This window comes from Rugamonas sp. GW822-FHT03B10 (assembly GCF_058801745.1).
Window position 1 is genome coordinate 245,701 of sequence record NZ_JBXANP010000007.1, and the last position, 18,533, is coordinate 264,233.

General features: G+C 66.9%; 17 protein-coding genes. 5 read left to right on the plus strand and 12 right to left on the minus strand.

The genetic code is table 11. The features are described from left to right. Positions 1-90: 90 nt before the first annotated feature. From AC1RQG_RS14190 to AC1RQG_RS14205, 4 genes are all read left to right on the plus strand, one after another. Positions 91-855 (plus strand): gamma-glutamyl-gamma-aminobutyrate hydrolase family protein, encoded by a 765-nt coding sequence (locus AC1RQG_RS14190; protein ID WP_493132369.1) that lies wholly within the window; start codon positions 91-93, stop codon positions 853-855. 114 nt (positions 856-969) lie between these two features. Beyond that, on the plus strand, positions 970-2,340 hold the full coding sequence (locus AC1RQG_RS14195) for a glutamine synthetase family protein (protein ID WP_493132371.1): 1,371 nt from the start codon (positions 970-972) through the stop codon (positions 2,338-2,340). A gap of 39 nt (positions 2,341-2,379) precedes the next feature. Continuing rightward, positions 2,380-3,834 carry an aspartate aminotransferase family protein gene (locus AC1RQG_RS14200; protein ID WP_493132373.1) on the plus strand — a complete coding sequence of 485 codons (1,455 nt, stop codon included), beginning with the start codon at positions 2,380-2,382 and terminating at the stop codon, positions 3,832-3,834. Positions 3,835-3,862: 28 nt separating this feature from the next. Next, on the plus strand, positions 3,863-5,350 hold the full coding sequence (locus AC1RQG_RS14205) for an aldehyde dehydrogenase (protein ID WP_493132375.1): 1,488 nt from the start codon (positions 3,863-3,865) through the stop codon (positions 5,348-5,350). A 12-nt stretch (positions 5,351-5,362) separates the two neighbouring features. Here AC1RQG_RS14205 and AC1RQG_RS14210 read toward each other — a convergent pair whose 3' ends face one another. From AC1RQG_RS14210 to AC1RQG_RS14240, 7 genes are all read right to left on the minus strand, one after another. After that, positions 5,363-5,521, minus strand: coding sequence for a hypothetical protein (locus AC1RQG_RS14210; protein WP_493132377.1), 159 nt, complete (start codon positions 5,519-5,521; stop codon positions 5,363-5,365). Positions 5,522-5,799: 278 nt separating this feature from the next. Beyond that, complete coding sequence (gene panB, locus AC1RQG_RS14215; RefSeq protein WP_493132379.1) at positions 5,800-6,672, minus strand: 3-methyl-2-oxobutanoate hydroxymethyltransferase; 873 nt, start codon at positions 6,670-6,672, stop codon at positions 5,800-5,802. 126 nt (positions 6,673-6,798) lie between these two features. Further along, positions 6,799-7,278 (minus strand): 2-amino-4-hydroxy-6-hydroxymethyldihydropteridine diphosphokinase, encoded by a 480-nt coding sequence (folK, locus tag AC1RQG_RS14220; protein ID WP_493132381.1) that lies wholly within the window; start codon positions 7,276-7,278, stop codon positions 6,799-6,801. A gap of 42 nt (positions 7,279-7,320) precedes the next feature. Then, a complete protein-coding gene (pcnB, locus tag AC1RQG_RS14225; protein WP_493132383.1) occupies positions 7,321-8,736 on the minus strand; it encodes a polynucleotide adenylyltransferase PcnB in 1,416 nt (471 codons plus the stop codon). Next, a complete protein-coding gene (locus tag AC1RQG_RS14230; RefSeq protein WP_493132530.1) occupies positions 8,729-9,400 on the minus strand; it encodes a histidinol-phosphatase in 672 nt (223 codons plus the stop codon). Before AC1RQG_RS14230 ends, pcnB begins: the two co-directional genes overlap by 8 nt. Further along, the gene (gene hda / locus AC1RQG_RS14235; protein ID WP_493132385.1) at positions 9,400-10,068 is read right to left on the minus strand and encodes a DnaA regulatory inactivator Hda; all 669 of its coding nucleotides are present in this window, start codon (positions 10,066-10,068) and stop codon (positions 9,400-9,402) included. The genes AC1RQG_RS14230 and hda overlap by 1 nt, the downstream gene beginning before the upstream one ends. Positions 10,069-10,116: 48 nt before the next feature. After that, complete coding sequence (locus tag AC1RQG_RS14240) at positions 10,117-11,199, minus strand: AI-2E family transporter (RefSeq protein WP_493132387.1); 1,083 nt, start codon at positions 11,197-11,199, stop codon at positions 10,117-10,119. A 171-nt stretch (positions 11,200-11,370) separates the two neighbouring features. Between AC1RQG_RS14240 and purM the strand changes: the two genes are divergently transcribed. Continuing rightward, positions 11,371-12,414: a phosphoribosylformylglycinamidine cyclo-ligase gene (gene purM / locus AC1RQG_RS14245; RefSeq protein ID WP_493132389.1), complete on the plus strand. Its 1,044-nt coding sequence runs from the start codon at positions 11,371-11,373 to the stop codon at positions 12,412-12,414. 93 nt (positions 12,415-12,507) lie between these two features. Here the strand turns inward: purM and AC1RQG_RS14250 are convergent, their stop codons facing one another. The 5 genes from AC1RQG_RS14250 to AC1RQG_RS14270 all read right to left on the minus strand — a co-directional run bounded on the left by AC1RQG_RS14250 (position 12,508) and on the right by AC1RQG_RS14270 (position 18,507). Further along, positions 12,508-12,783 (minus strand): type II toxin-antitoxin system RelE/ParE family toxin, encoded by a 276-nt coding sequence (locus AC1RQG_RS14250; RefSeq protein ID WP_493132391.1) that lies wholly within the window; start codon positions 12,781-12,783, stop codon positions 12,508-12,510. A gap of 4 nt (positions 12,784-12,787) precedes the next feature. Continuing rightward, positions 12,788-13,066, minus strand: coding sequence for a hypothetical protein (locus tag AC1RQG_RS14255; RefSeq protein WP_493132393.1), 279 nt, complete (start codon positions 13,064-13,066; stop codon positions 12,788-12,790). Between the two features lie 97 nt (positions 13,067-13,163). After that, positions 13,164-14,378: a 6-phosphofructokinase gene (locus AC1RQG_RS14260; protein WP_493132395.1), complete on the minus strand. Its 1,215-nt coding sequence runs from the start codon at positions 14,376-14,378 to the stop codon at positions 13,164-13,166. Between the two features lie 77 nt (positions 14,379-14,455). Next, the gene (locus AC1RQG_RS14265; protein ID WP_493132397.1) at positions 14,456-16,465 is read right to left on the minus strand and encodes a S9 family peptidase; all 2,010 of its coding nucleotides are present in this window, start codon (positions 16,463-16,465) and stop codon (positions 14,456-14,458) included. 50 nt (positions 16,466-16,515) lie between these two features. After that, positions 16,516-18,507 (minus strand): S9 family peptidase, encoded by a 1,992-nt coding sequence (locus AC1RQG_RS14270; RefSeq protein ID WP_493132399.1) that lies wholly within the window; start codon positions 18,505-18,507, stop codon positions 16,516-16,518. Positions 18,508-18,533 lie beyond the last annotated feature (26 nt).

The window sequence follows — 18,533 nt, forward strand, 5'->3', positions numbered from 1 at the left end:
ACAAGAAGTTGCGGCAGATTGGTCCCCGTGCACTGGGCATCCGGCAGCGGTAATGCGGCCCGTGTGAAGACAACCAGCGAGACAAGACTTATGCATCGCCCCATTGTGATCGTCCCCGCCTGCATCAACCAGATCGGCGTTCATCCCAACCATACGGCGCAACGCAAATACGTCGACGCCGTGGCCGCCGGCGCCGGCTGCCAGCCGCTGATCCTGCCCGCGCTGGGCGAGGCGACCGACCTGCCAGCCGTGCTGGCCGTGGCCGACGGTGTCATGCTGACCGGCTCCCCCTCCAACGTGCACGCCAGCCTGTATGGCCAGACGTTGCGCGACCCCAGCCTGCCGCTGGACCCGGCGCGCGACGCCACCACATTGCCGCTGATCCGTGCGGCGCTGGCGCGCGGTTTGCCGCTGCTGGCCATCTGCCGCGGCTTTCAGGAAGTGAACGTGGCGCTGGGCGGCACGCTGCACCAGGCCGTGCATGAGGTGGAAGGCATGCGCGACCACCGCGAGCCGAAGCACCTGTCGCTGGACGAGCAGTACGCGCCGTCGCACAGCGTGCGCCTGGCGCCGGACGGCCTGCTGTCGCGCATCCTGGACGGCGCCAGCGAGATCGACGTCAATTCGCTGCACGGCCAGGGCATTGCCACGCTGGCGCCCGGCCTGCAAGTGGAGGCACGCGCCGGGGATGGCCTGGTGGAAGCCTACAGCGTGGCCGACGCGCCCGGCTTCGCGCTGGCGCTGCAGTGGCACCCGGAGTGGCGCCTGGAGCACAACCGCGATTCTCAGAAAATATTCCTGGCCTTCGGTCAGGCATGCCGGAACTACCAGAGCAAAGCAGGGAGGGGCGCATGACGACCTACGAACTGTGGTCGCGGCGGGTTCCTTAGTGCCGCTGGCCACGCATGACCAGAGGCGCGCGGCGAACCAGACGGCACCGCGCAAGATCAAGACTGACGAGAGAATCCAATGGCAATACGCGAGAACTTCACCTATACGGACATGGACCTGTGGCTCAACGAGAAACGGGTGACGGAAATCGAATGCCTGGTGCCCGACCTGACGGGCGTGGCGCGCGGGAAGATTCTGCCGCGCGGTAAATTCACACAGGAGCGCGGCATGCGCATCCCCGAGGCCGTGCTGGGCATGACCGTGACCGGCAATTACCCGACCGAGGACATGGCCTACGACCGCGCCATCTCCAGCACCGACCGCGACATGGTCCTGAAGGCCGACCCCACCACCATCACCATGGTGCCGTGGGCCGCCGACCCCACCGCGCAGGTGATCCACGACTGCTATTTCGCCGACGGCCGCCTGGTCGACTTCGCGCCCCGCTCGGTGCTGCGCCGCGTGCTCAAGCTGTACACCGACCGTGGCTGGAAGCCCGTGGTGGCGCCGGAACTGGAGTTCTACCTGACGGCCAAGAACAGCGATCCCGACCTGCCGCTCAAACCACCCGTGGGCCGCAGCGGCCGCGCCGAAACCACGCGCCAGGTCTACAGCATCGACGCCGTGAACGAATTCGATCCCCTGTTCGAGGACATCTACGATTACTGCGACATGATGAACCTGGACGTGGACACGCTGATCCACGAAATCGGCGCCGGCCAGATGGAGATCAACTTCCTGCATGGCGACCCGCTGGGCCTGGCCGACAAGGTGTTCTTCTTCAAACGCACGCTGCGCGAGGCGGCCCTCAAGCACGATATGTACGCCACCTTCATGGCCAAGCCGATGGCGGGCGAACCCGGTTCGGCCATGCACGTGCACCAGAGCGTGGTGGACATCAAGACGGGCCAGAACATCTTCAGCGCGCCCGATGGTTCGGCCGCGCCCATCTTCAAGCACTACATCGGCGGCCTGCAGCGCTACATGCCGTCGGCCATGGCGATCGTGGCGCCGTATGTGAATTCCTACCGCCGCATCGTGCGCCACACGGCCGCGCCGATCAACATCCAGTGGGGCATGGACAACCGCACGGTGGGCTTCCGCATCCCCGAGTCCGGCGTGCAGGACCGCCGCGTGGAGAACCGCATCATCGGCGCCGACGCCAATCCCTATCTGGCGCTGGCCGTCACGCTGGCCTGCGGCTACCTGGGCATGGTGGACCAGCTGGAGCCGACCCCGATCACCGAGGGAAGTGCCTACGACCTCAAGTTCGAGCTGCCGCAAGGCTTGCCCGAAGCGCTGTTCGCGTTGCGGGCCGAGGACAAGCTGCGCACCGTGCTGGGCGACCGTTTCATCGACGTGTACGCGGCCATCAAGGATCTGGAGCACCAGGAATTCATGACCGTCATCAGCCCGTGGGAGCGCGAGCACTTGCTGCTGCACGTGTAAGGCCGCCCGCCCATCCAACGCATTCGAGATAGGACCATCATGTCTTCAAATCCACTGGCGCCCAGCGCCGCACTGGTGGCATCGGTGAAGGCCGCCGCCACCCGCAACGAACCGTTCGACACGGCCGCGATCCAGCAACAGGACTCGGCCCACTACCTGCACCCGTTCACCGACTTCAAGCAGCTCAACGAACACGGCGCCCGCGTGATGGTGCGCGGCGACGGCATCTATCTTTGGGACTCGCAGGGCAAGAAGGTATTGGACGGCATGTCCGGCCTGTGGTGCGTCAACGTGGGCTACGGCCGCACCAGCATCTCGGAAGCCGTGTACCGCCAGATGGAGACGCTGCCGTTCTATAACAGCTTCTTCAACACCACCAACGTGCCGGCCGTGCAGCTGGCCACCAAGCTGGCCGAGATCGCGCCGCCCGGCTTCCAGCACGTGTTCTACACGGGCTCCGGCTCGGAGGGCAACGACACCAATGTGCGCATGGTGCGCCGCTACTGGGACCTGATGGGCCAGCCGGAGCGCCACACCATCATCAGCCGCCACAACGCCTACCACGGCAGCACCATGGCCGGCGCCTCGCTGGGCGGCATGGACGGCATGCACGCCCAAGGCGGCCTGCCCATCCCCGGCATCGTTCACATCGGCCAGCCCAATTACGTGGAGGCGGGCCATGGCATGACGGAGGACGCCTTCGGCATCAAGGCCGCCTCCTGGCTGGAGGACAAGATCCTGGAACTGGGCGCCGACAAGGTGGCCGCCTTCATCGGCGAGCCGGTGCAGGGCGCCGGCGGCGTGATCATCCCGCCGGCCACCTACTGGCCCGAGATCCAGCGCATCTGCGACAAGTACGGCATTTTGCTGATCGCCGACGAGGTGATCTGCGGCTTCGGCCGGCTCGGCAAGTGGTTCGCCTCCGAGCTGTTCGGCATCCGTCCCGACCTGATCACGTTCGCCAAGGGGGTCACCTCCGGCTACGTGCCGCTGGGCGGGGTGCTGGTGGGCGACCGCGTGGCCGATGTGCTGATCGGGAAGGGCGGCGAATTCAACCACGGCTTCACCTACTCGGGCCACCCGGTGGCGTGCGCCGCCGCGCTGGAGAACATCCGTATCATCGAGGCCGAGCAGCTGGTGCAGCGCGTGGGCGGGGACACGGGGCCGTATCTGAAGCAGCGCTTCGCCGCGCTGGGCGACCATCCGCTGGTGGGCTACACCAGCAGTTGCGGCTTCGTGGCGGGCCTGAACCTGGTGCGCAGCAAGGGCGCCACCGTGCACGAGAACGTGCCGTTCGACGAGGCGCTCAGCGTCGGCATGGTGTGCCGCGGCTATATGTTCAACAACGGCATGATCATGCGCGCCGTGGGCGACCGCATGATCATCGCGCCGCCGCTGGTGATGACGCGCGCGCAGATCGACGAGATGGTGGCGCTGATCCGCCATTGCCTCGACCTGACCTACGCCGACATCCAGCAGCGCGGCTGGGTATAGCGAAGTGTCGCATACAGGAGGAGCAACGATGAGCAGCACTCTGTGGCATGAGCGCGCAGCCGCGCTCAAAATGGACGGCCGCGCCTTCATCGGCGGCCAGCGCGTGTGGGCCAGTTCGGAACAGCGCTTCGACAACCTGTCGCCCGTGGACGGACGCAAGCTGGGCGAGGTGGCGCGCTGCGACGGCGCCGACGTGGACCTGGCCGTGGCCGCCGCGCGCGCCGCGTTCGAGGACCGGCGCTGGGCCGGCAAGTCGCCGGCGCAGCGCAAGCGGGTGTTGATCAAGTTCGCCGACCTGGTGCAGCAGCACGGCCCCGAACTGTCCCTGCTCGAAACGCTGGACATGGGCAAACCGATCAAATACAGCCAGAGCGTGGACGTGGGCGCCACGGCCAACTGCCTGCGCTGGTACGGCGAGGCGATCGATAAAATCTACGACGAGATCGCGCCCACGGCCGAATCGAGCCTGGCGCTGATCACGCGCGAGGCGGTCGGCGTGGTGGCCGCCATCGTGCCGTGGAACTACCCGATGATCATGGCCGCGTGGAAGATCGCGCCGGCGCTCGCGGCCGGCAATAGCGTGGTGCTCAAGCCGTCGGAGAAGTCGCCGCTGACGGCGCTGCGGCTGGCCGAGCTGGCGCTGGAGGCGGGCATTCCGGCCGGCGTGTTCAACGTGCTGCCCGGCTACGGCCACGAGGCCGGCGCCGCGCTGGCGCTGCACATGGACGTGGACTGCATCGGCTTCACCGGCTCCACCCGGGTCGGCAAGCAGATCATGCAGATGGCCGGCCAGTCCAACCTGAAGCGGGCCTGGACCGAGTTGGGCGGCAAGTCGGCCAACATCGTGTGCGCCGACTGCCCCGACCTGGATGCGGCCGTGGCGGCGGCCATCGGTTCCATCTTCTTCAACCAGGGCGAAAGCTGCAACGCGCCGTCGCGGCTGTTCGTGGAAGCTTCTATCCGCGAGCGCTTCCTGGAAAAGGCGCTGGCCATGATGCCGGACTTCCAGCCGGGCGACCCGCTGGACGAGGCCACCGTGATGGGCGCCATTGTCGATGCCACCCAGCTCAAGACGGTGCTCGGCTATATCGACGCGGGCAGGGCGGACGGCGCCACATTGCTGGCGGGCGGGGCGCAGGCGCGCACGGCCAGCGGTGGTTACTACGTCGAACCGACCCTGTTCGACCAGGTGGACAGCGGCATGAAGATCGCCCGCGAGGAAATCTTCGGCCCCGTGCTGTCGGTGCTCAGCTTCACCGACATCCACGACGCCGTGCGCCAGGCCAACGCCACGCCGTATGGCCTGCAGGCGGCCGTGTGGACGGCCGACATGAGCAAGGCGATCCGGACGGCGCGCGCGCTGCGGGCCGGCACCGTGCACGTGAACCAGTACGATGGCGACGACATCACCGTGCCGTTCGGCGGCTACAAGCAGTCCGGCAATGGCCGCGACAAGTCGCTGCACGCGTTCGACAAATACACGGAGCTCAAGACCACGTGGATCCAGATCGGTTGAGCGCGCGGGGCGTCACGCCACCTTCCAGTCCGACAGCGGCGGCAGCACGATCATCTGCCAGCCCAGCTGGCGGCGGATTTCGTCCATCGACGGCGGCGGATCGTTGGCCGCGCGGCGCTGTTCCATGTATTGCCTGACCTGTTCCTTGCTCGGTTGTTTGACCTTGTCCATGATGCTCTCCCGGCTTGCGCCATCCTGCCAACGGTAACGATAGAGAGAAACCAGGCTGGGCGGCAGAGTGAACCCACGCCCTGGTGAATTTGATTACCATCAAGGTGAGCAAGGTTCATGCCTGTGCTTGCATGGCCTGTGGCGCAGGGGCGGGCGGGGAGGGAAAAGAATGCGCCCCCCGGGAGGGAGGCCTGGCATGATTTATTCCGGCTGTTGCAGGACGCAACAGCCTGGACAATCAGCGGAACAGCCTGTCGTGGACAGACCGGGTTCCGGGTTTAGAAGCAGTGTTCGAGCGCCGGGAAGCTGCCGTCTTTCACCGCCTGCACGTAGGCGCCGACGGCCGCCTCGATGCTGGTCTGGCCTTCCATGAAGTTCTTCACGAAGCGAGCCTTGCGGCCGGGAAACACGCCCAGCAAATCGTGCATCACCAGCACCTGGCCCGCGCAATCGGGGCCGGCGCCGATGCCGATGGTGGGGATGGCCAGCAGGTCCGTCACCTCCTTGCCCAGCTGGGTGGGGATGGCTTCCAGCACCACCATGGCCGCGCCGGCCGCCTGCAGCTTGAGCGCGTCGGCCTTGAGCAGGTCGGCGGACTCCGTGGTCTTGCCCTGCACCTTGTAGCCGCCCAGCTGGTGCACCGATTGCGGCGTCAGTCCCAGGTGCGCGCACACGGGCACCGCGCGGTCGGTCAGGAAGCGCACGGTGTCGGCCAGCCACGCGCCGCCTTCGATCTTGACCATGTGGGCGCCGGCCTGCATCAGCTTGACGGCGTTGTTGAACGCCGCCTCCGGCGTGGCGTAGCTGCCGAACGGCATATCGGCCAGCACCATGGCCGACTTGCTGCCGCGCGCCACGGCCGCCGTGTGGTACACGATTTCATCGACGGTGACGGGCAGGGTGGAGCTGTGGCCGTTGCAGACCATGCCCAGCGAGTCGCCGATCAGCAGCACTTCCACGCCGCAGCGGTCCATCAGCGCGGCGAAGCTGGCGTCGTAGCAGGTCAGCATGGTGATCTTCTCGCCGGCCGCGCGCAGCGCGTTGAGCGAGGGGATGGTGACGGCCTTGGTGACGACCGGCTTGGACGGCGCGGGCGTGGCGGCGGGCTTTTGGCTCGCCGTCATTTCGGTTCCTTGCAAATATCCAGACATGGGATTCCTCGAATGGTAAGAGTGACATCGGCGCTAGTGTAGACCTTTGCCGGTGGGCGCGCTGGGCGCGTGATTTTTTTCGAGCTAGTCCTCTAGCTACGGATGATGATGCGGACCATGCGCCCCTCAGCCAAGCAGGCTGATGGCCTGGTCGGCCACGGCCGCCGCGTAGTCGCGCGCCGGGCCACGGCCGGGGATCACGACGTCCGGCGCCAGCGCCAGCAGCGGCGCCAGCACGAAGGCCCGCTCCGTCATGCGTGGATGGGGCACGGTCAGCGTGGGGCTGGCGATCTGCTGCTCGCCGTACAGCAGCAGGTCCAGGTCCAGCGTGCGCGGCGCGTTGCGGTAGGGGCGCTCGCGCCCGTGCGCCTGCTCGATGCCGTGCAGCGCCCGCAGCAGCGCCTCCGCGTCCAGCGTGGTGCTGATGCTGGCCACGGCGTTGACGTAGTCGTCGCCGCTGGAGTCGATGGGGGCCGTGCGGTACTGGCCCGACGCGGCCAGCAGCGTGCAGCCGGGCTGGCGGCGCAGGCGTTCGATGGCGTCGGCCACGTTGGCGCGCGCGTCGCCCAGGTTGGCGCCGATGCCGATGTAGGCGATCGTGTTCATGCGATGGTGGTCATTCGGTGGTGCTCATACGGTCACGCGAACTTATTCGCCGCCGCCTTCGGTGGCGCGCGGCGCGCCCTCGTCGCGGCCGCTGTCCTGGCCACCCTCCTGGCCGCCGCGGTTGCGCGGGCCACGGCGCGGCGGACGTTTGCGCTTGGCGCCGCCGGCGCCGGCGGCCGGGCCGCGGCCGGCGGTGGCCACCAGTTCCTCGCGCTCGGCCTCGTCGCCCTCGTAGAACGCGGTCCACCACTGGCCGAGCTCACCGTCGATCTCGCCCGAGCCGCAGCGCAGCAGCAGGAAGTCGTAGCCGGCGCGGAAGCGCGGATGCTCCAGCAGCTTGTACGGGTTCTTGCCGTTGCGGCGCTCGAAGCGCGGCTGCATGGCCCAGATGTCGCGCATGTCGGAGCCGATCTTGCGCTGCAGGGCCAGTTTCTCGGTCTGCGATTCGAGCACGTCGTCGGCCGCCAGGTGCAGCGCGGGGATCGGCATCTCGCCGGCCGTGCGGTAGGCGGTCCACTTCTCCAGCACCTGGTGCCACAGCAGCGAGGCGAACAGGAAGCCGGGCGAGACGGTCTTGCCGGCGTGGATGCGGGCGTCGGTCGAATCGAGCGCCAGGGTCACGAATTTCACGCCCAGCGGCTGCTCCAGCACCACGTCCAGCAGCGGCAGCAGGCCGTGGTGCAGGCCTTCCTTGCGCAGCTGCTGCAGGCAGGCCAGCGCCTGGCCGCTCATGAGCAGCTTGAGCATCTCGTCGAACACGCGGGCGGCCGGCACGTTGTCGATCAGCGGCGCCATGGCGCGGATCGGCGCGGCCGTCGTCGGCTCGATGTGGAAATGCAGCTTGGCCGCGAAGCGCACCACGCGCAGCATGCGCACGGGATCCTCGCGGTAGCGCGCCTCGGGCTGGCCGATGATGCGCAGCGTCTTGGCGCGGATGTCCTCGATGCCGCCGTGGTAGTCCAGCACCTGTTCGGTGGCCGGGTTGTAGTACATGGCGTTGATGGTGAAGTCGCGCCGCACGGCATCCTCGGCCTGCGAGCCGAAGGTGTTATCGCGCAGCACGCGGCCATGCTCGTCCTTGGGCGCGGAGGCCGAGGCGGTGCCACGGAAGGTGGTCACCTCCAGCAGGTCCTGGCCGAACATCACGTGCACGATCTGGAAGCGCTTGCCGATGATGAAGGCGCGCCGGAACAGCTTGCGCACCTGCTCGGGGGTGGCGTTGGTGGCGATGTCGAAGTCCTTGGGCTTCACGCCCAGCAGCAGGTCGCGCACGGCGCCGCCCACCACGAACGCTTCGTAGCCGGCTTCCTGCAGCGTGCTGGTGACGCGGATCGCGTTGTTCGACAGCAGGCGCGGATCGATGCCGTGCTCCTGCGGACCCAGTACGACGGGCGTGCCCTCGTCGCGCTTTCCTTTAGTCTTGGTACCCAAAATTTTGCGGATAAATTTCTTAATCATTGAACAGTTCGAGTGATGGCCAGCCGTGGGCGGCGGCGTGCGTTTTCAGCGTCGCGTTGGGGTTGGTGGCGACGGGGTGGGTGACGACGGACAGCAGCGGAATGTCGTTGTGCGAGTCGCTGTAGAAGTGGCTGCGCTCGAAACCTTCCAGCGTGTGGCCCAGCTTCTCCAGCCAAGCGCGCGTGTGCGCGACCTTGCCCGCGCCCTGGGTCGGGGTGCCCAGCAGCCTGCCCGTCAGGTTGCCGGCCGCGTCCGTCTCGGGCTTGGCCGCGATCAGGTGCTCCACGCCCAGCGCGCGCGCGATGGGCGCCGTCACGTACTCGTTGGTGGCCGTGACGATGGCCGTCAGGTCGTCCGCGTCCTGGTGGCGGCGCAGCAGGGCCAGCGCCGACGGGCGGATGGCGGGCTGGATCACCTCGTCCATGAACTGGCGGTGCATGGCGTCCAGCCGCGGGCGCGGGAAGCGCGCCAGCGTGCCGAGCGCGAACTCCAGGTACTGCACCGGGTCCAGCGTGCCGGCCTGGTACTGGGCGAAGAATTCCTTGTTGCGGCGGTCGAATTCGGCCGCGTCCACGGCGCCGGTGCGGACCAGGAACTGCCCCCACTCGTAGTCGGAGTCCAGCGGCAGCAGGGTATGGTCTAAGTCAAACAGGGCGAGATTCATCATTCTTTCGCTTCCGCCTGCAACCACTCGCGCAGCAGCGGCAAGGTGATCGGGCGTTGGGTTTCAAGGGAATACTGGTCGAGCGAATCGAGCATCGTGGACAGCGACCGCATGTCGCGCTGGAAGTGCGACAGCAGGTAGGGTAACACGCCGGGCGAGAGCGTCAAGCCACGGGCGGCCGCCGCCGCGCTCAGGGCCGCCACCTTCTCGTCGTCCGTCAGGCCGTGGATCTGGTAGATCAGGCCCCAGCCCATGCGGGTGCGCAGGTCCTCGCGCACCGGCAGCACGGCCGGCGCCACGGCGCCGCTGCACACCATGAAGGCGTGGTTGGCGCGGATCTCGTTGAACAGGGCGAAGGCGTCGATCTGCGCCACCGGCGACAGCTTCTCGCAGTCGTCGAGCAGGTACAGGTCCACCTCCGGCGAATACACGAATTCCGACTCGATCGAGAACGGCGAGATGTAGCGCGCCTTGTCGGTGCTGGCCAGCGCCTTGAGCAGGTGGGTCTTGCCCACGCCGCACTCGCCCCACAGGTAGGCGAAGTGCTCGCGCGAGCTGCGGGCGGCGAACTGCGTCATCAGCTGCGCCGCCTCGGCGTTCTGTCCCACCTCGAACGACTCGAGGCTGTGCGCCTGTTCCGCGCCTAAATCGAGCACCAGTTGCTTCATGGCTTACGCCCAGTTCCTGTCATTTGCGTCCATGTTGTCTGCATCACGTCACGCATTATAAAAGCTGCTGTCCAGGTAGTGGCGGCGCAGGTGCTTGAAGGCCACCATCAGCACGGCCGACGCGGGCAGCGCCAGCAGCACGCCGACGAAGCCGAACAGCTGGCCGAACGCCAGCAGGGCGAAGATCACGGCCAGCGGATTGAGGCCGATGCGCTCGCCCACCAGGCGCGGCGTGAGGAAGAAGCCCTCCAGCACCTGGCCGCAGCCGTAGATGATGGCCACCGCCACCAGCCCGTTCCAGCCGGGGAATTGCAGCACGGCCGCGATCAGGGCCAGCACCAGGCCCAGGCCGAAGCCCAGGTAGGGGATGAACACCAGCAGGCCGGTGATGATGCCGACCGGCAGCGCCACGTCGAAGTGGGCGATGGCCAGCGCGCTCGAATAGTACACGGCCAGCACCAGCATCACCAGCAACTGGCCGCGCAGGTACTGGGCCAGCAGCCCGTCGACCTCGCCGGCCATGGCCAGCGTGCGCTCGATGTAGCGGCGCGGCACGGCGCCGGCCACGCGCGCCAGCAGCGCGTGCCAGTCCAGCAGCAGGTAGAACAGCAGCACGGGGATCAGCACCACGGTGGCGATCCAGCCCAGCACGGCCGTGCCGCCCACCTTGGCCGAGGCCAGCACGGCGGACAGGATCTCGTCGCCGCCGCCGGCCAGCTGCTGCGACACCAGCTTGCGGATGCTCTCCCCGTCCAGCTGGGTGGTGATGCCCATCTCCTGCAGGCGCGGCGCCAGCATGGTGTTCAACTTGTCGAGGAAGGCCGGGATCTGGGCCTGCAGCAGGGGGATTTCCTTTTGCAGCACCGGCACCACGATCAGGACCAGCGCGCCGATGGCGGCGAAAAACAGCAGCAGCACCACCAGCACGGCCAGCGCGCGCGGCACGCCGAAGCGGCCCGCGTGCAGCCGGTCCAGGTAATCGACGCCCGGATTGAGCGCGTAGGCCAGGATGGCGGCGGCGATGAACGGGGTGAGCACGGGGCCCAGCGCCACCAGTAACAGCACGAATGCGAGCCAGATTGCGATCCAGAAAGCCGTTTGCTTTTGCTCTACCGAGAGGGGAAATGGCATGGATTGGGGTACGCTGCGCGAAAAAAGGGCTGGTGGACGGGGCATTTTGATAAAATAGCGGATTGACCGGATTTGCATGGGGTCCGACGACCGTTTTGCCGCAAATGTGGCAAAAACCATGCAAAATTAGTCTCCGCCTTCTATTTTACCGCCTCCGCTGCGAAATACACCATGAGCCAAACTTCTAATGTTTCCCTGTCCTACCGTGACGCCGGCGTCGATATCGACGCGGGCGACGCCTTAGTCGAAGCGATCAAGCCCTTTGCCAAGCGCACCATGCGCGAAGGCGTGATGGGCGGCATTGGCGGCTTTGGCGCCCTGTTCGAGATCAGCAAGAAGTACAAGGAGCCGGTGCTGGTGTCGGGAACGGACGGCGTGGGCACCAAGCTCAAGCTGGCTTTCGAGCTGAACCGCCACGACACGGTCGGCATCGACCTGGTGGCCATGAGCGTCAACGACATCCTGGTGCAGGGCGCCGAGCCGCTGTTCTTCCTCGACTACTTCGCCTGCGGCAAGCTGGACGTGCCGACCGCCACCGACGTCATCAAGGGCGTGGCCAAGGGCTGCGAAATCTCCGGTTGCGCGCTGATCGGCGGCGAAACGGCGGAAATGCCGAGCATGTACCCGGCCGGCGAATACGACCTGGCCGGTTTCGCCGTGGGCGCGGTGGAGAAATCGAAACTGATCGACGGCAAGAAGATCTGCCCGGGCGACGTGGTGCTGGGCCTGGCCTCGTCGGGCGCGCACTCGAACGGTTACTCGCTGGTGCGCAAGATTATCGAAGTGGCAAAACCGGACCTGGAAGCGGACTTCCACGGCCGCAAGCTGGCCGACGTGCTGATGGAGCCGACCCGCATCTACGTCAAGCCGCTGCTGGCGCTGATGGACGCGATGGAAGTGAAGGGCATGGTGCACATCACGGGCGGCGGCCTGGTGGAGAACATCCCGCGCGTGCTGCAGGACGGCCTGGTGGCCGAGCTGGACGCGAAATCGTGGACCATGCCGCCGCTGTTCCAGTGGCTGCAGCAGCACGGCGGCGTGGCCGACGCCGAGATGCACCGCGTGTTCAACTGCGGCATCGGCATGGCCGTGATCGTGTCGAAAGAGAACGCGGACGCCGCCTTCGCCCAGTTGCAGGCGGCCGGCGAGACCGTCTCGCGCATCGGCGTGATCCGCGCCCGCGTCGGTGACGAGCACCAGACCATCGTGAAATAAATGCCACGCGCGCCGCACGCGGCGCGCCGGCATTGATCAGAGAGCGGACCCTGCCCCGGCAGCGTCCGCTTTTTTCTTGTGCCAGTGCGGGCGTTACCGTTTGCGCAGCTGTGCATCGCGCATCCAGCGGGTAATGGTGATGCCAGTTTTATCCGACCTGTATTCAATGAGATGCCCGGTTTTCGGTATGGCAAACCGGCGGATGCCAGGTCGGGTGGTCGGCGTGCCTATCGCTGGACGCAATGAAATCAAATCCAGCGCGGTTTGAACGCGCTGCGCGACAAGGTGGCCAGTGTTGGGATCTTGTGTGTTGATGTGCTCAAGCGTTTGAGCCAGTGACTTTGCCGCTGTCCATGACCAGCGGATCATGTGGCTAGCCAGCTTTTTTCTTCTGCAGACCAGAATTCACAATCCGCCACATGTCGGCCATGACTTGTTCATTGGGGATCGTGCGGCCCGCCGCGATATCGGTGTCGGCTTCGATACTGGCTTGAACACTTGCTTCCGTGTCATCGAATCCATATCGCCAGACATCGGGCCAAATTTCCTCGGCACGCATTCCCGCCCGCTCGGCCAGGCGGCCCAGCCGGTTTCGGTCGCCGGTTGACAAGGCCGCGAGAGCGTCGACCATCTGCTGTGCACGCGAATTCATGGCAGTCCTGCCGTCGGGGGAGAAAGCGTCATGATAGCGCAAGCCGGACGGCCGAGCGCTTGAGCAGACTCAATGGCAGGACTGCGGCTGTGGCGGCCTATTTCTTCAGGATTTTCTCGACCGACGCCGGCCGCAGCCGGAACGCGTCCGGCATGCCGGAGCCGAGCAGCGGGCGCAGGTAGAGCCGGAACGCGTCCGTCACGTCGGTGCCGCTGGCGCTGATGAACTCGTCCTCCATCACGCGCGTCTTGCCGGCCACGGCGTCCAGCGGCAGCAAGTCGTAATCGACGGAATAAAAGCCGGTGCGCTTGATGGCCACCGAGCCGTCGCGCTCGCCCCACATGGCGAACTGCACGGCCTTCTCGCCCACCTCGCGCGCCTCGCGCTGGTCCACGTCCGACACGCAACCGATGAACGAGCGCTGCAGGTAGCCGAAGGTGTCGCCGCGCACGCGCTTGATGCCGAGCCTGGACTTGATCTCCTCGCACAGCAGGTCGGCCAGCGCGCCCGTGCCCGACAACTGCACGTTGCCGTGCGCGTCGCGCTCGATGTCCTTGGCCAGCAGCGCGGCGATCGGTTCGCCCGATGCGTCGTGGATGCCCTCGGACACGGCGATCACGCAGCGCCCGTAACGCGCGTAGGCGGCCTTGACGTCGGCCAGGAACCGGTCCAGCTCGAACACGCGCTCGGGCAGGTAGATCAGGTGCGGCCCGTCGTCGGGGAACTTCTTGCCCAGCGCCGAGGCGGCCGTCAGGAAGCCGGCGTGGCGGCCCATCACCACCCCCACGTACACGCCGGGCAGCGAGGCGTTGTCGAGGTTGGCGCCGGCGAAGGCCTGGGCCACGAAGCGGGCCGCCGACGGGAAGCCGGGCGTGTGGTCGTTGCCGACCAGGTCGTTGTCGATGGTCTTGGGGATGTGCACCGAGCGCAGCGGATAGCCGGCCAGCCGCGCCTGCTCGCTGACGATGCGCACCGTGTCGGACGAGTCGTTGCCGCCGATGTAGAAGAAATGCTCGATCTCATGCGCGCGCAGCACCTGGAAGATCTCCTGGCAATAGGCCAGGTCCGGCTTGTCGCGCGTGGAGCCGAGCGCCGACGAGGGCGTGGCCGCCACCAGCTCCAGGTTGTGGCTGGTTTCGCGGGTCAGGTCGACGAAGTCCTCGTTGACGATGCCGCGCACCCCGTGCAGCGCGCCGTACACGCGCGTGACGTTGTGGAAGCGGCGCGCCTCCAGCGCCACCCCCGCCAGCGACTGGTTGATGACGGCGGTGGGACCGCCTCCCTGTGCGACCAGAATTTTTCCCGACGACATGCGCAGCTCCTCGTGTGTGGATGAACGGCCAGCCGCTAGCCTACACCAGAACCGGCCGCAGCGGCCGTCTTGCCGCCTCAGTGCTGGCCGATATTGCGGTCCAGGAACTTCTCGACCCGGCCCCAGAAATCGATGCGGTTCTCCGGCAGCACCCAGCCGTGGCCCTCCTTGGGATAGACCACCCACTCCACATCCTTGTTGGTGGCGCTGACGGCGTCGTGGAACTTGTTGCCATGCACCAGCGGCACGCGGTGATCGACGCCGCCATAGGCCAGCAGCAATGGTTGCTTGATGCGGGCGGCCTGCGCCAGCGGCGAGGTGGCGCGCAGTTGCGCGGCATCCTGGTCCGGGTCGCCCACCAGGCGGCGCATGCCGTAGCGCCGCCATTCGCTGCTCATGGCGCTGTCGTCGTACCAGCTGTTGTCGGTGTACAGCAGGTTGATGTCGGTCACGCCCACCCAGTCGATGCCGCAGCGGTACAGATCGGGGTCGTTGACCAGACCCATCAGCGTCGCGTAACCGCCGTAGCTGGCGCCGGCGATGCACACGCGCTTGCCGTCGGCGATGCCCTGGGCGATGGCCCAGCGCGTGCCGTCGGCGATGTCGTCCTGCATCTTCAAGCCCCATTGTTTCCAGCCGGCGTGGAAGTGCCGGGTGCCGAAGCCCGTGCTGCCCCGGTATTCGGGTTCCAGCACGGCGTACCCGCGCGAGGCGAGGAATTGCGCGTCCGGGTGCCAGCCCCACTGGCCGCCGCGCACATAGGGGCCGCCGTGCACCAGCACCACCATCGGCAGGTTCTTGCTCTTACCGGCCGGCAGCGTCAGCCAGGCGGGGATGGTGAGGCCGTCGCGGGCCTGGTAGCGCACCAGGTTCTGTTCGCCCATCTGGGACGGTTCGATGCCGGGACGGCTCAGGCCCAGCCGCGTGAGCGTCTTGGCCTGGCCGTCGTAGAGGTGGAACGCGGCGGGTTTGGTGTCGGAATAGGCGCGCACCAGCACCCGTGGCGCGCTGCCCCGGGTGGCCGGGGTCAGCAGGTTGATCGTGTCCGGCAGCAGCGCGTCGACGGCCGCCTGCATGGCTTTCATGCCGGGATCGAACCACAGGGTGTTCTCGGCGTCATTGGTGTAGCGCACGCCCAGCAGCTTGTGCCGGTCCATGATCAGGCTGCCCGTGAAGTCGAAGTCCGGCAGGCTCAGCAGCGGTTCGCCGGACAGGCGGCCGGCCGCCGGATCATAGGTGTACAAGGCCTTCTTGTCCTTGCCGTTGGCGCTGATCACATACAGCGTGCCGTCCGGGCCGAACGCCAGCGGCCAGAACCTGGCCGCCTCCGGCTCGTAGCGCTTGAACGTGGCCAGCGTGCGCCATGCGCCGCTGGCCGGGTCGCGGTAGGACAGCGTTTGCGTCTCGCTGTCGCTCATGCTGGCCAGGCGCGCCTGGCCATGCTGGTCGAGCCAGATGTCGCGCCATTTGCTCGGTTGCTCCACGAAGCTGGACTGGCCCGTGACCGTGTTCACGCGCATCAGGCTCAGGTTGCTGAAGCGGTATTGCTCGTCGTACTTGCTGTTGACGGCGTAATAGTAATCGCTGTCCTGCGGCCCCGTTTCGTCGAGCATGAAGGTGTTCCAGGGCAGCATCTTGCGCATGTCGGTGGTTTCCGTCACATCGCCGCTGCGGTCGGCCAGCTGGCGGAACTTGCCGCCGTCGCGGTCCACCGCGTACAGGCCGGGGCCGTAGAACTGTTCGCCCTGGGCGCTGCGGCTGTCGTAGGCGTTGAACACCAGGCGCTTGTCGTTGACCCATTCGAACTGGCCGATGTCGGCGTCGCGCAATTGCGCCACCACCTTCAGTTGTTTGGTGTTCAGGTCCAGCACGGACAGCCAGGCCCGTTCGCCCTTGGTGCACAGGCGGGCGGCCAGGAAATTGCCATCCGGCGACAGCTTGGCGTCGCTGAAGGTTTCGTTGTCGAAGAAGGCGGCCAGCGGCGGCGCCGACGCCGCGGCGGCCACGGCGGGCAGCGCGGCGCCGCCCATGATCAACGCGCAGGCCAATGCGCAGGCGCGCAGCATGGGATGGGAAAGAGGTGGCATGATGGTCCTTGATAGTTGTGGTGTTGGTGATGCGGGCGCGCGGCGCCGGCTCAGTGCCGACCGATATTGCGGTCGAGGAATTTCTCGACCCGGCCCCAGAAGTCGATGCGGTTCTTGGGCAGCTTCCAGCCGTGGCCTTCCTCCGGATATTCCACCCATTCCACCTGCTGGTTGCCGGCCTTGACGGCGTCGTAGAACTTGTTGCCGTGGTAGATAGGCACGCGCAGGTCGGCGCCGCCGTAGGCCAGCAGCAGCGGCTGCCTGATGCGGGCCGCCTGCTTCAGCGGCGAGGTGGCGTTCAACTGGGCCGCGTCCTTGGCCTGGTCGCCCACCAGTTGCGGCATGCCGTATTGCTTGTAGCCGTCGGACAGGTCGGACGCGTAGCGCCAGTTGCCGTCGTACATCAGGTTGATGTCGGTCACGCCCACCCAGTCCACCCCGCACTGGTACAGGTCGGGATCGTTCACCAGGCCCATCAGCGTGGCGTAGCCGCCGTAGCTGGCGCCGGCGATGCAGATGCGGCCGGCGTCGGCGTAGCCCTGGGCGATGGCCCAGCGCGTGCCGTCGGCGAGGTCGTCCTGCATCTTCAACCCCCATTGCTTCCAGCCGGCCTTGAAATGGCGGTAGCCGTAGCCGGTGCTGCCGCGGTAGTCCGGCTCCAGCACGGCATAGCCGCGCGAGGCGAGGAATTGTGCTTCCGGGTTGAAGCCCCAGTGGTTGCCGCGTACCCAGGGGCCGCCGTGGACCAGCACCACCATCGGCAGCTTGCCCTGCTGGCCCTTGGGCAGGGTCAGCAGGGCGGGAATGTCGAGCCCGTCTCGGGCCGTGTAATGCACCACTTTCTGGCGCCCCATGTCGTTGGGGGCGAGATGGGCGAAGCTCTCGCCCACCATGTGCACGCTGTGCTTGTCGCGGTTGTAGAGCAGGAAGGCGTGCGGCTGGCGGTCGGAATACGCTTCCACCAACACCCATGGCGTGCCCGGCTGTGCCGGCAGGCTCACCAGGTTGACGGTGGAGGGCAGCTTGGCGTCCACCGCATCCTGCAGCGCCTGCATTTCCGGCGTCAGCCACTTGGTGTCTCGGGCTTCGCCGTCGTAGCGCACGCCCAGCAGCTGATGCTGGTCCGTGATGACGTGGCCGGCGAAGTCGTAGCCCTCGACCCGCAGCAGGGGCTGGTCGCCCAGCTTGCCCGTGGCCGGGTCGAACAGGTACAGGGCCGCCTTGTCGCTGTGGGCGCCGGTCGCGCTCACGTACAGTTTGCCGTCCGGCGTGAAGGCCAGCGGATTGAAACGCAGGCCTTTGCCCGTGTAGGGGTCGTAGGAATTGATCGCGCGCCACTGGCCGCTGGCCGGGTCGAGGTAGTGGACGGTGGACTTGCCTTGCTCGGTCGTGATGGTCAGGCGCGGTTCGCCGTGCTGGTCCAGCAGCCATCCCGTGTTGTGTTCAGGCGCGGCGATGGCCTTGGCCCGTCCCGTCAGCGTGTTAAGCCGCTGCAACTCGTAGTCGCCCAGCTGTGCCGTTCCTTCGACGCTGGGATGGAGCACGTAGATGAATTCGGAATCCTGGGCGCCGTCCTGGCCCAGCAAATAGGTATTCCATGGCAGGATTTTGTGGCTGTCGCCGTTGGTGAAGAAGCTGCCGCCCCGCTCGGCCAGCTGGCGGTAGTGCTTGCCGTCGCGGTCCACCGCGTACAGGCCGGGCGCGTAGCGTTCGTCGCCCGGCCCCAGGTCGCGGTCGGTGGCCGTGAAGGCCAGCCGCTGGTCGTTGACCCAGACGAACTGGCCGATGTCGGCGTCGGTGAAGTTGGCCGCGATGCGCGCCTCCAGCGTGACCAGGTCGACCACGGCCAGCCGGTCGCGCTGGCCCGGCAGCGCCACCCGGGCCGCCAGGTATTTGCCGCTCGGCGACAGCTTGGCGCCCGTGAAGGCGGGGTTTTCGAAGAAGCTTTCCAGCGGTGGCGGCGCGGCGGCTTCGGCGGCGCGGCCGGCCAGCAGGGCGCCGCCCAGCAGGGCGACGCGCAACAGGGGGAGGGGGGAACGCATGGGGGGAAATTATGCGGCGAGCTAAC